The sequence below is a fragment of the Actinomyces urogenitalis genome (assembly GCF_002861525.1).
GTDB classification, from domain to species: Bacteria; Actinomycetota; Actinomycetes; order Actinomycetales; family Actinomycetaceae; genus Actinomyces; species Actinomyces urogenitalis.
Genome location: NZ_PKHA01000008.1, coordinates 26,120 through 38,450, shown reverse-complemented (window position 1 = coordinate 38,450; position 12,331 = coordinate 26,120). Strand labels below are relative to the sequence as shown.

Sequence of the window (12,331 nt, the reverse complement as noted above, 5' to 3'; positions counted from 1 at the left end):
CTCAGGCCTCCGTTCCCTGCGGAGCGGCAGCGCTCTCGGCGGCCGGCGTCTGCTCGGCCTGCTGCTCGCTGTTCTGACGCGGGGCGCGCTCGCCACGACGCTCGCCACGACGACGGTCTCCACGACCGCGGCCGCGCGGGCCGGACTCAGCCTGCTGACGGGCGAACTCGCGCTCCGTCATGTCGCCCTTGTAGATCCACACCTTGACGCCGAGACGTCCGAAGGTGGTCTTGGCCTCGTAGAAGCCGTAGTCGATGTTCGCACGCAGGGTGTGCAGCGGCACGCGACCCTCACGGTAGAACTCGCTGCGGCTCATCTCAGCGCCACCCAGGCGGCCGGAGCACTGGACACGGATGCCCTTGGCGCCGGCGCGCATGGCCGACTGCATGCCCTTACGCATGGCACGGCGGAAGGAGACTCGGCTGGCGAGCTGCTCCGCGATGCCCTGCGCCACGAGCTGGGCGTCCAGGTCGGGGCTCTTGACCTCGAGGATGTTGAGCTGGACCTGCTTGCCGGTCAGCTTCTCCAGCTGACCGCGCAGGCGCTCGGCCTCGGCGCCGCGGCGACCGATGACGATGCCGGGACGCGCGGTGTGCAGGTCGACGCGGACGCGGTCACGCGTGCGCTCGATGTCGACCTTGGAGATACCGGCGCGCTCCATGCCGTCCTCCATGAGGCGGCGGATCTTGACGTCCTCCTCAACGAAGTCGCGGTAACGCTGACCGGGCTTCGTGGAGTCGGCGAACCAGCGCGAACGGTGGTCCGTCGTGATGCCCAAGCGGAAGCCGGTCGGGTTGACCTTCTGCCCCATTAGCGGGCTCCTTCCTTCTTGGCGGCGTCGGCCTTGTCGCCGACGATGACGGTGATGTGGCTGGTGCGCTTGAGGATCCGGCTCGCGCGCCCCTGGGCGCGGGGACGGAAACGCTTGAGGGTCGGGCCCTCGTCAGCGAACACCTCGGTGATGAACAGCTGGCTCTCGTCGAAACGCTCACCCGCCCGCTCGGCCTTGACCCGAGCGTTGGCGATCGCGGACTCGATGACCTTGCGCACCGGCACCGCAGCGGCCTGCGGGGCGAAACGGAGCACGTTGACGGCCTCGAGGGCGTTCTTGCCGCGGACGACGTCCACGACGCGACGTGCCTTCATCGGCGTGCAGCGCACGTACTTGGCCTGCGCCTTGGCTTCCATGTTCTAGCCTCTCTTCCTGCTGCGGGCGTCAGCGACGCGACTTGCGGTCGTCCTTGACGTGCCCGCGGAAGGTGCGGGTCGGAGCGAACTCGCCGAGCTTGTGGCCCACCATGGACTCGGTGACGAAGACCGGGACGTGCTTGCGACCGTCGTGGACGGCGAAAGTGTGTCCGAGGAAGTCCGGCGTAATCACCGAACGACGGGACCAGGTCTTGATGACGTTCTTGGTGCCCTTCTCGTTCTGGGCGTCCACCTTCTTCATGAGGTGGTCGTCGACGAAGGGACCCTTCTTCAGGCTGCGCGGCATATCAGGCTCCTATCAGCGCTTCTTGCCGGTCCGACGACGACGCACGATGAGGCGGTCGCTGGACTTGTTGGGACGACGGGTACGGCCCTCGGGCTTGCCCCACGGGGACACAGGGTGACGACCACCGGAGGTACGGCCCTCACCACCACCGTGCGGGTGGTCAACCGGGTTCATGACGACACCACGGACGGTCGGGCGCACGCCCTTCCAGCGCATACGGCCGGCCTTACCCCAGCTGATGTTGGACTGCTCGGCGTTGCCGACCTCGCCGACGGTTGCACGGCAGGCGGCCTCGACGTTGCGGATCTCACCGGAGGGCATACGCAGCTGGGCGTACTTGCCCTCCTTGGCCACCAGCTGGACCGAGGTACCAGCAGAGCGGGCGATCTTGGCACCGCCACCCGGACGCAGCTCCACGGCGTGGACCACGGTACCGGTCGGGATGTTGCGCAGCGGCAGGTTGTTGCCGGGCTTGATGTCAGCGTTCGGGCCGGACTCGACCACGTCGCCCTGGCCCAGACGGTTGGGGGCGATGATGTAGCGCTTCTCGCCGTCGGCGTAGTGCAGCAGCGCGATGCGGGCAGTGCGGTTGGGGTCGTACTCGATGTGAGCGACCTTGGCGGGCACGCCGTCCTTGTCACCACGACGGAAGTCGATGACGCGGTAGGCGCGCTTGTGACCGCCGCCCTTGTGGCGGGTGGTGACGCGGCCGTTGGAGTTACGACCACCAGTCTTGCTCAGCGGACGGACGAGGGACTTCTCGGGCTCGCTGCGCGTGATCTCGACGAAGTCGGCCACGGAGGAGCCGCGGCGACCCGGCGTCGTCGGCTTGTACTTACGGATTCCCATGTCGATGCTTTACCTTCCGTGGCTCACTCGGCCACATCGCCAAAGATGTCGATGGTCCCCTCGCGCAGCGTGACGATCGCGCGCTTGGTGTCCTTGGACTTGCCGAGCCCGTTGCGGGTACGGCGGGTCTTGCCCTGGCGGTTCTGGGTGTTCACGGACGCGACCTTGACACCGAAGATGGCCTCGACGGCCTGCTTGATCTCGGTCTTGTTAGAACCCGGCGCGACAAGGAACGTGTACTGGCCACGGTCCATGCAGGCGTAGGACTTCTCGGAGACGACCGGCGCGACGATGACGTCGCGGGGGTTCTTGCTCTTCTCGAGGCTCACTTGGACTCCTCCTCGCCCTTGCCGAGGAAGCTGTCCAGGGCAGCGGCAGTGAAGACGACGTCGTCGTTGACCAGGACGTCGTAGGTGTTGAGCTGGTCGGCCCAGATCACGAGCGCCTCGGGGGCGTTGCGCAGGCTGAGCGCGGTGAGCTCGTCGGCGCGGGTAGCAACGACCAGGGCCTTGCGGTCGGTGATGTTGCGCAGCGCGCCGAGGGCCGACTTGGTCGACGGCTTCTCGGAGGTGACGAACTCGGTGATGACGTGGATGCGGCCGTTGCGAGCGCGGTCGGACAGCGCAGAGCGCAGCGCGGCAGCCTTCATCTTCTTGGGGGTCCGCTGGCTGTAGTCACGCGGCTGCGGGCCGTGCACGGTGCCACCGCCGACGAACTGCGGAGCGCGGGTCGAACCCTGACGGGCGCGGCCGGTGCCCTTCTGGCGGTAGGGCTTGCGGCCACCACCACGGACGGCGCCGCGGGTCTTGGTGGCGTGGGTGCCCTGGCGAGCCGCGGCCAGCTGGGCCACGACGACCTGGTGCATCAGGGGGATGTTGGTCTCGACGTCGAAGATCTCGGCGGGCAGCTCGGCGGAGCCGGTCTTCTTGCCCTTGGAGTCGACGATGTCGACAGTCAGTGCGTCAGCCATGGTCGTTAGGCTCCCTTCACTGCGGTGCGGACGACGACGACCGAGCCCTTGGGGCCGGGGATGGCGCCGTTGACGAGGAGGACACCCTTCTCGACGTCCACGCCACGAACCTTGAGGTTCTGGACGGTGGTCGTCTCGTGGCCCATGCGGCCAGCCATGCGCAGGCCCTTAAAGATGCGGCCGGGGGTGGCGCAGGCACCGATGGAACCGGGCTTGCGGTGGTTGCGGTGAGCACCGTGGGAGGCGCTAACGCCGGCGAAGCCGTGACGCTTCATGACACCGGCGAAGCCCTTACCCTTGGAGGTGCCCTGGACGTCAACCTTCTGGCCGACCTCGAACAGGTCAGCGGTGAGCTCCTGGCCGGCCTCGAACTCGGAGGCCAGCGAGGTACGCACCTCGGCGACGTGGCGACGGGGGGCAACCCCGGCCTTGGCGAAGTGGCCGGCGAGCGGCTTGGTGACCTTGCGCTCAGCGATCTCACCGAAGGCGAGCTGGACGGCCTCGTAGCCGTCGGTCTCGATGGTGCGGACCTGGGTCACGACGTTGGTGTCAACACGCACGACAGTGACGGGACGCAGGACGCCGTTCTCGTCCCAGATCTGCGTCATGCCGAGCTTGGTGCCGAGCAGCGCCTTGGCAGGCGCGGCGGCAGCCGGCTGGTTAAGCGTAGTCATGGCTTCAGTCCTCAGAGCTTGATCTCGATGTTGACGTCGGCCGGCAGGTCGAGTCGCATGAGCGAGTCGACGGCCTTGGGCGTCGGGTCGACGATGTCGATCAGCCGCTTGTGCGTACGCATCTCAAAGTGCTCGCGGCTGTCCTTGTACTTGTGCGGCGACCGAATGACGCAGAACACGTTCTTCTCGGTCGGCAACGGCACCGGGCCCACGACCGTCGCACCTGCGCGGGTCACGACGTCGACGATCTTGCGCGCCGAGCTGTCGATGACCTCGTGGTCGTAGGACTTGAGCCGGATGCGGATCTTCTGTCCCGCCATGGCGCCTAACCTCTCTTGCTTTCGGTGACCGGTCCACGCGCTCGGGCGTGTCGCATGGCGACTCGCACAAGTACCTCGCTGTGAAGGAATAGTGGGCCGGTCTGGACACACGGAAACCCGGAGGACCCGGGTCCGTCAGACTGGTTCCCGGGTCGACCCCGGGAGGTGGCTGTCAGGACCTGCGCCCTGGCAGCCCGATAACGGTATCAGCGGCGCCACCGCTGACGGAACCCGCGAGGGCCCGGAGGGGCTGTGAGACTGAGCACCCGGTCCACGCGCTCGGGCGTGTCGCACACCGAAGCACTCTTGACACGGCCTTCGCTCACCTGCGGGGCGTCAGGACAGAACCTGACACCCCGCGTCGACGGCGTCTACTCCTCACCAGCGCACTCGATCGCCAGCTGCCGGGCGATGGACGGCACCCGCTCCATCGCCGTGCGCACGTCGTCGGTGTAGACGTTGGCCAGCGTGACCGTCTGTCTCACGCTCACCCAGCCCGGGGCATAGGTCCCCACCACCAGGCCGCCGGTCACCATCGAGCCCATCGAGGTCAAGGCGCGAGCCAGGTCCAGGTGGTCCAAGTCCGCCACAGGAGACTCCACGCTCATCAGGTCGCCCGTGCTCTCGTTACCGGTGTCGTGGACGAGCACCAGCCGGTCGCTGCCGTAGCCATTGGGCATGAACCCCTTCAGGCGCCCTGCGCCGCGGTCGAGGTCCTCCTCAAGTCCGTAGGTCTGCACCAGGTGCTCACGCATCTCACTCCAGGTCGCCATCGTCTTCTCCTTGCTTGTGCGTCATTGGTCTACAGCTGGTAGCCCGAGCGCTGCAGGCCCCACAGCACCGGGTCCAGGATCCGGAAGGGTGAGATGCCGCGCAGGGTGAGCTGGTCGGCGTGCCGGGCGCTGTCCCCGACGGAGGAGACAGCGAAGTGGCGCACCTCAGCCAGCTTGCGGGAGGCCGCTGCCTCGTCAGCCACGATCGTGACTGGTGGGTCGCTCAGCAGGGACAGCAGGCCCCGCAGCTCGGCGTCGAGGAAGGCCGTGTCGGCGTCGAGGAACTGCGCAGCCTCAGCGGCGTCCATCTCGGCCCGGCGCACCGTCTGGTCCCAGTTGTAGTGGGCCGCCGGGTTGGCCAGCGCCTGAGCAAGGGCATCAGCGCCGCCCACGTCACCCAGCGCGTGCAGAGAGTCAAACTTGGCCACGACCATGGCCAGCCGGGCGTGCCCGCTGCCCATCTGTGCCAGGACCTTGGGAAGGGCCTTCTCCGGAGTATCACCCAAGCGCGAGTCGTCGACGCTGGCGATGACGCCGTCCAGCCGCTGCTTGACCTGCTGGAGCATGAGCGGGTCGAAGAGGAAGAGCGTCAGGTCCGCACGGTCGATGAAGGACAAGCGCGGATCCGGCTCAGCCGTCAGCTTCTCGACGTCCTCGCCGGCCACATCGCGCACGATGATGTAAAAGGGCTTGGAGGAGGAGGCCTCTGCCTTCCACATCATGACGTCGTCGAAGCCGGGCAGGGTGCCGGCCAACGCCTTGTTGTCGAAGACGCGCTCGTAGTAGTTGCGCTCGTACAGGCTGGCGGTCTCCCCTACCTCGGAGATGATGACGCGCCGCTTGACGGCGTAGCGCTTGAGCGAGTCGATGAGGACGGCGATATAGACCGACTTGCCCGAGCCGCGCGCCCCGGTCACGGTCATCGTGAAGGTCCGTACTCCTCGCCACCCCTCCTGCAGGTCTCGGTGGCAGGTCGGGCACACCTCCAGGGAGGTCGTCTGCGAGCACTGCTGGCACACGCCGAAGGTCGGCAGCTTCTTCGTCTCGGGACTGATCCCGGCAGTCACCAGAGGCGTGATCCTGGCACGACGACGGCCGTAGCGCTCGGCCTGCTCGTCGGTGCGGGGAGAGCAGCGCCCCACGCAACGAAAGACCACCTGGTCCTTGGGCAGTTCGGTAAAGCAGTAAGGACAGGCGCTCATGCTGTCCTCCCTTCCGTGCTCGGCGCCTGGCCCAGCCAGTCCAGCAGCGGGTCGAGGGCAGTCATGGTCTGGTGGTCGTAGGCCGTGTCCTGACGCGCCAGCTGCTGCCAGGCCGCGGGGCTGAGCGCAAGGGCGCGAGCCTGGGGCATCGTCTCCAGGACGGTCTCTTCACACAACAGCAGGTAGTCGGCGTCGGTATCGACCCCGGGCAGGTCGGTGATGACCACGGTGCGTCCCGGCGCCGGAGCGGGCGCGATCGCACCGACGCCGTCCTGGGACGCGCCGGAAACGGCCGGCCGCTCGATGACCGGCAGGTCCGTCTCCAGTGTGAGGCACAGGTCCTTGATGAAGCGCAGCAGAGCTTCGACCTGCGGCTGGAGCTGACGCATCGAGCGTGAGGTGTCCACCAGCACGCGACTGAGCGAGACCTCCATGCTCTGCCCGGTTTCCTGGCGCCGTTTGGCACACCATCCGCCCAGGCCCCGGGTCGAGCTTCCGCCCTCTCCCGGGCGCACCGAGATGCTCTCGCCGCTGCGCACGAGCTGGAGGACCGGGGCCTGGACCTGACCAGCCACCGGGTTGGAGCGGAAGAAGTGGCTCGTCGTACCGTTGCCCTCCTCCAGGGACAGGTCGACGACGGCCTCGCCCGAGAAGGGCGTACCCGTCAGGGACTCAACCACCAGCGTGACCGGTGCGTCCTCGGTGAGACTACCCGGCGGCAGGACGAGGAAGTTGCCTGCACTCGTGGGGCGTTTGGCGCTGTCAGTACCACGGGCGCTGAGCCTGGCGGGCTCGCGCGAGCTCATGATCACCTTGAGCGGGCCCTGTCCCTGGAGCGTGGCCCGCTCCCACTGGCCGCTGAGGTAGTTGTGAATCATCGTCAGTCTCCTGTCATCTCTCAGCGGCGCTGGAACAGGCCCCGCAGGCCTCGTGAGGAGGTGCCGAGAACCTGTTTGTCACACCAGGTGTCCATACCCTGAATCCCGTATCCGACGTAGGCCGTGTGGATAGCCCGGTGCACGGCCTCCACGCCCGCCTCTCCCAGCATCCTCACGCGTGCCCGAATCGCCGCCTTGGCCAGGGCCACGGGGTCCGGAACCAGTCCGCCGAGCACGGATGCGGCGGCTGCCACGTGCTGTCGCGATCCCTCTACTCGCGGGGCGAGTGAGGCGGCCTGCTCCACGATCGTGCGGGCGTTCTCGGCGTCGGCCAGAGCTCTGAGAGCGCCGTCCACCAGCTCACCTGTGGCCAGATCCGTCCCCCGGTGCAGCAGCTGGGGATGGGAGTCCAGGACCTCGACCAGCTCCACCGAACGCTGCTGCAGCCGCGCGGCGACCGTACTGAGGTCACCCGGCAGGCCTGGGCGCAGACCCTGGACCGCCGCCAGGGCCAGGATGGCCAGAGCCCGGTCACATTCGTCTGTCACTGCCCGGCACTGCATGAGCGGCTCCTGGGTCCTGGCCAAAGAGTGCGTGGCAAGCAACGTGGCGCAAGCCCAGCCCACCGCGGTGGGGGCAGCAAGGCTGAAAAGCGGCTGGGGATGGAGCCAGGCCACAGTCGCCGCCGCCGTCGGCGTCGAGACGTAGGCGTAGGTGGCGCCCAGGGGCTGGCTCGGTGGGTGGTTCTTGGCCACGAGCACCTGCTGAGCCAGCGCGGTCGCGCTCTCCTGACCGGCGTGGTAGAGCGCGCAGGCTGCTGCCGCCTCGCTCCAGCTCTGCCACAGCTGCTGCCAGGGCGGCATGGCCGCCGGCGCCACATAGCGCGCGACCTGGTCCTGCAGCTGTGGGGAGGTGGCGACCTGGTCGCCACGCTCAAGGCCGACGACGGCGTCCATCGCCTGGCGCCACTGCTCGGCCTCCCGCTGTGGGGAGGAGGAGACGAGCAGCCGGCTGGCAGCGACCTCCAAGGCCACGTGGGGCGACGCCGTCGCCACCGGGGCAAGCCAGTCACACACCTGCGGCGCCAGGCTCGGTACGGTATGGAAGCGGTACTCCCCCACGAGCAGGTCACCGAGCAGCCGGCACACTCCCGCCCGCAGCGCCGATGGCAGGCTCGGCTCGGCCAGGGCGCTGCCGTCCGCCGTCATGAAGGCCTGGGCGACGGGCGCCAGCAGGCGCATCTCAACGGTCTCGTCCAGGACGACGCCGTCGCGCACCAGGTTGCCCACCGCCGCTAGACGCTCACGTGCTCCCGCGGCGCCGGCAGCCTCCAGGGTGGCGATGAGCCGGCCGGCCAAGTCCGGCAGCACCGCACACCCCTGGCTGCTGGTTGACCACTGCGCAAGGCTGCGCTCGGCGTCCTCGTCGTCGTGACGCTCACGACGCAACAGCCAGGCCGCGTCCTGGACGGCTGAGTTGAGGTACTTCTCCGCCAGCCCCGCCACGACGCCGGTGGCCGGGACGTCACGGGGCACCACGCTCAGCTTGTCCCACCAGTGAGCGGGATCGCTCTGGCTAGCGCCGAGGATCCGCTCGGCCACGAGGGAGGACAGGTAGGCCGCTCCCGCCAGGCCAGAGGGCTGGCACGCCACCAGCTCCAGGTCCACCGTCGTATCCAGATGGCCGTCACTGACGCCCAGGATCCCGGCGTCGGAGGCCTCGACCATGGCCAGGGGCCAGGCGGGAGACAGGTCGGTATGGACCGTGAGGAAGGACAGCAGGTCCCTCATGGCCGAGCGAGCGCCCTGCCAGGTACCCAGATCACGGCTCATCGCGGCCACGAGCACTCCCCAGGCCGTGGTCAGTGTGTGCGCGGCCGCCGCCTGCGCCGTGACCAGGGCAGTATCCGGGTGCTGGTCGACGACGTCGAGGCGGTCGGAGGCCGGCACGCACACCAGGTCCAGTCCCGAGGAAGCCAAGGCATCGACCTCCAGCGGAGCGGCCGCCCGGGCGAAGGTGGTGTAGCCCAGCAGGCGCGCGGTGGCCGGGGCGCAGGTCCGCTGGAGCGCACCGATCCACAACGCAGCCTCATCGGTTGACTGCACCGGGAGCACGAGCGTGGCGCCGTCGACCCGCTCTCCCGTTACCCGAGCGCGCAGGCGTTCATCCAGCAGGTCAGCGATGTAGGCCAGGACCGGCCCACAGCCGGCCTGGGTGATGAAGGCGGCGACCGTTTCCTCGGTCACCACCGTGCCGGGGAGGAAGGCGTCCGGGGCACTGACCCGCGCCTGTCTGACGGCCTGTGCACCCACCGGCGTGCTCCATGCCGGCGAGCGCCACAGGTCGGCGGTGGCCTGCGCGGGAGCAGGCTCTGCGGCAAGCAGGATGAGGTGGCTCATCGTGTTGGCGCGCCCCGTCGTGTCCGGCCCGGCCGGCGCGGTGTGTGCCAACACCGTCCCGTCCACGGTGAGGACCTGAGTCAGACGGCGGTCAGCCGCCGCCTCCTCCTGCGGCGTGGGGAAGTCAGGAAGCGGGACGACCAGGTCCAACTCGGGGCGGATATGGGTCAGCAGACGCTCGCGCAGGTCATCTGCTATCGCGGGCTCGCAGGCCATGAGCTGCCAACCGCTGGTCTCGCGCCCGTCGACGACACGATCGACGTTGGCGTACAGCAACTGGACCCCAGCCCGTGCCACGGGCGTACTCGCTGTGCTCACTTGAACCATCCCTTGCCCTCGCTGGTACGGTCCAAGGTGGCGATCGCCGGGTCAAGCAGTGCGTAGTGCTCCAGGACTGGAAGGTCCTGTCCCTGGGCCGCGGCAGCCGTGTAGGCCGAGACCATGAGGCGTACGTAGAAGCCGTTGCACAGGCTGGAGTCGAACCACTGGACCACCGAGGTCTGGCCAGGGGGCATCTGGAGGGCCTGGTAGTTCTCCGGCTGCAGATCCTTGGACGGTTCCTGCTGCATGAGGGGGATGAGCTCGCCGTCCCACGGACCCAGAGGCAGGCGTCGGGGGTTGCGCACGAGGCAGTAGGTGAAGGCCTTGGCAGGGTCAGCCAGAGGCAGCAGCGGCTCAATGACCAGGCTAGCGGTGTGGTTGCGCAGCTTGAGCACACCGGGCCAGCGGATGTCATAGCGGTAGACCCACAGGGGCGGAACCTGGACACGCACCGGACGGGAGACCTTGACCTGCCCGGCCAGGTGCTGCAAGGAAGTCAGGTAGGCCACGCCTCCACTGGCGTCCAGCATCCCTGACTCGACGATGAGCCCGCCGTCCTTGCCGTACTTCTCCTGCGTCACCGAGGCGGCCAGGGCCTGGCACTGCTCGTCCCGGTACAGCTGTACCTCGGCCGCTTCACCGGGCCAGGCAAAGGTGACCAGGTCATGGCTGGCCGCATGACGAGTGACCACGACCTCCGAGGGCGGAGCCACCCGCTTGGTGCGCACTGGCTGGGACAGGGTGGCCTCCTGGTCGCGCAGGACGACCGCGGTGAGGTAGATCGAGTCCCAGGCCACGTCGTCGGGCCAGGCCACACCGATGAGGCTGCGGCGCTGGCGGTCAGGCTGATCCGGGATCTCCTCGATACCAGCCGGGATCGTGATTCTGTCCTCCTCACGCAGCCCTGCTGCCCCCAGCTGCGCCTGGGGGATCCTGCCACGATCGACCGCGGCAGGATTGGGGGCGGTGCGCGACAGGAAGATCGCAACCTCGGAGCCCTTGCCCTCGCTCCAGGTGAGGTTGAGGGACAGGGAGGTCACACCCTGTCCCTGGTTGTCGACCTGCTCGACCACCAGGTCCGTGACCTTCTCGACCCGCTGGGTCACGAGCACCGACACGTGCTGGATCGCTGAGGTGTAGACCGTGCCGTCGATCTCCGCCTCCAGCGCGGCGACGTAGTGGTGCCTGCGGCCTCCCACTACCTCACGGTCCTGGAAGCCGGCCCCGTTGTTAGCCGTGGCGTAGCTGCGCCAGATCGAACCGTGCAGGTACTTGTGGGGGGACTCGCCCACCGGCAGCTTGGCGGTGACCACAGTGCAGCGTGTGCCCTGGGGGGCGTTGACCTGGTCCCAGCGTCCAATGACAGCGCGCGAGCCCTCGTCGAACTCCACGCTCCAGCCGGACAGCGGGTGGACGTGGACGACGGAGGCGACGCGACGGCACTGGCCCAGCTCCTGGGTGCCAGGAACACGTTCGTAGCCCCACACAGAGACAAAGTGCAGCGCGTAGGGGTACACCGTGGAGTCGGTGCAGCTCAGCTCCTCGGTGACCGCCAGGTCCACCCCATCGGCTGGGTCGTAGACCGGCTCCTCCTCCGAGACGACGACGCGGTAGACCTCGTTCTGACCGGCATCGGGCCAGGTGTAGCGCAGCACGCCGCCTTCCATGACCTGGACCGAGACCTCGACGGCGTCTCCACCCTCATCCCCACGATCGAGGTTCTCCCGCGTGTAGTCGTAGGCCGGGAAGACCCAGGAGTGAGGAGCCTGAGGCGGGGGTGGGACCGCTGGTACCGCCGGCACGCCGGCCTGGGCAGGGGGCGAGGGGACGGCCGTCGCCGTGACCGCGCTGGCCGGCGAGGGCACCGCCGAGGCAGCCGGAACGGCCGCCACGCCAAGGGCCGGCTCAGCCGCCCCAGATGGCATCGGGGCCTGCGCACCAGACACCGTCTGAGGCGATGCTGGCACCACCACCGGTGCTGGCACCACCGCCGGCGCCGGAACAGGAGCATAGGCGGCTGCCGGCACCGAGGTCGTCGCCGTGGATGGAACGGCAAGCGCGGCACCGATGCGTCCTTCGGGATTGGCCAGGGTCCCGATCGGTCGATCCACACCGGCAGCGCCGGGTGAGGCCGCCTCAGCACCCGTGGCGGGGAAGGCCGCAGCGATAGCCTGCGCCAGGGGCACCGCTACCTGCTGGTGCAGACCAGGGTCGGCGTCCAGCAGGTCACCAGTGACCCGGCTGGGATCAAGAACCAGGCCTGTCCCGCGGGCCTCGCACATGCGATACACCTGGCTCCAGGAGCTCACGGGCAGGTGCGAGCGTGCTGCGGGAGAGGCACTGGCGTGCCAGTCCTGCATGAACTCGATGAACTGTGGGAGCGAAACTGCCATAAGGCCAACACCTGGTTCTCTCACGAGCGGGAAGACGGTCGACGATCGTCCGCAAAG

13 protein-coding genes are annotated in these 12,331 nt (G+C 68.4%); all 13 read right to left on the bottom strand.

Annotated elements, in window-relative coordinates; all coding sequences use genetic code 11:
• Window position 1 precedes the first annotated feature (1 nt).
• The 13 genes from rpsC to CYJ26_RS07830 all read right to left on the bottom strand — a co-directional run bounded on the left by rpsC (window position 2) and on the right by CYJ26_RS07830 (window position 12,274).
• Window positions 2-811, bottom strand: a complete 810-nt coding sequence (gene rpsC, locus CYJ26_RS07890) for a 30S ribosomal protein S3 (protein ID WP_006548389.1) — start codon at window positions 809-811, stop codon at window positions 2-4.
• Window positions 811-1,188, bottom strand: a complete 378-nt coding sequence (rplV, locus tag CYJ26_RS07885; protein ID WP_006548388.1) for a 50S ribosomal protein L22 — start codon at window positions 1,186-1,188, stop codon at window positions 811-813. The genes rpsC and rplV overlap by 1 nt, the downstream gene beginning before the upstream one ends.
• A 28-nt stretch (window positions 1,189-1,216) precedes the next feature.
• Window positions 1,217-1,495: a 30S ribosomal protein S19 gene (gene rpsS, locus CYJ26_RS07880; RefSeq protein WP_006548387.1), complete on the bottom strand. Its 279-nt coding sequence runs from the start codon at window positions 1,493-1,495 to the stop codon at window positions 1,217-1,219.
• Window positions 1,496-1,507: 12 nt separating this feature from the next.
• Entirely contained in the window at window positions 1,508-2,344 is an 837-nt protein-coding gene (gene rplB, locus CYJ26_RS07875) for a 50S ribosomal protein L2 (RefSeq protein ID WP_034236266.1), read from the bottom strand.
• A 23-nt stretch (window positions 2,345-2,367) separates the two neighbouring features.
• Complete coding sequence (gene rplW, locus CYJ26_RS07870; protein WP_006548385.1) at window positions 2,368-2,673, bottom strand: 50S ribosomal protein L23; 306 nt, start codon at window positions 2,671-2,673, stop codon at window positions 2,368-2,370.
• Complete coding sequence (gene rplD / locus CYJ26_RS07865) at window positions 2,670-3,314, bottom strand: 50S ribosomal protein L4 (RefSeq protein ID WP_006548384.1); 645 nt, start codon at window positions 3,312-3,314, stop codon at window positions 2,670-2,672. The genes rplW and rplD overlap by 4 nt, the downstream gene beginning before the upstream one ends.
• A 5-nt stretch (window positions 3,315-3,319) precedes the next feature.
• Entirely contained in the window at window positions 3,320-3,988 is a 669-nt protein-coding gene (rplC, locus tag CYJ26_RS07860) for a 50S ribosomal protein L3 (RefSeq protein ID WP_006548383.1), read from the bottom strand.
• Window positions 3,989-3,999: 11 nt separating this feature from the next.
• Window positions 4,000-4,308, bottom strand: coding sequence for a 30S ribosomal protein S10 (gene rpsJ / locus CYJ26_RS07855; RefSeq protein WP_003786051.1), 309 nt, complete (start codon window positions 4,306-4,308; stop codon window positions 4,000-4,002).
• 371 nt (window positions 4,309-4,679) lie between these two features.
• Window positions 4,680-5,081, bottom strand: coding sequence for a hypothetical protein (locus CYJ26_RS07850; protein WP_006548382.1), 402 nt, complete (start codon window positions 5,079-5,081; stop codon window positions 4,680-4,682).
• Between the two features lie 29 nt (window positions 5,082-5,110).
• Window positions 5,111-6,283: a hypothetical protein gene (locus CYJ26_RS07845; RefSeq protein WP_006548381.1), complete on the bottom strand. Its 1,173-nt coding sequence runs from the start codon at window positions 6,281-6,283 to the stop codon at window positions 5,111-5,113.
• Entirely contained in the window at window positions 6,280-7,161 is an 882-nt protein-coding gene (locus CYJ26_RS07840; RefSeq protein ID WP_101638246.1) for a hypothetical protein, read from the bottom strand. The genes CYJ26_RS07845 and CYJ26_RS07840 overlap by 4 nt, the downstream gene beginning before the upstream one ends.
• Window positions 7,162-7,181: 20 nt before the next feature.
• A complete protein-coding gene (locus CYJ26_RS07835) occupies window positions 7,182-9,878 on the bottom strand; it encodes a GAP1-N2 domain-containing protein (protein WP_145990778.1) in 2,697 nt (898 codons plus the stop codon).
• Window positions 9,875-12,274, bottom strand: a complete 2,400-nt coding sequence (locus tag CYJ26_RS07830; RefSeq protein ID WP_048679766.1) for a SaeA-related protein — start codon at window positions 12,272-12,274, stop codon at window positions 9,875-9,877. Before CYJ26_RS07830 ends, CYJ26_RS07835 begins: the two co-directional genes overlap by 4 nt.
• Window positions 12,275-12,331: the final 57 nt, after the last annotated feature.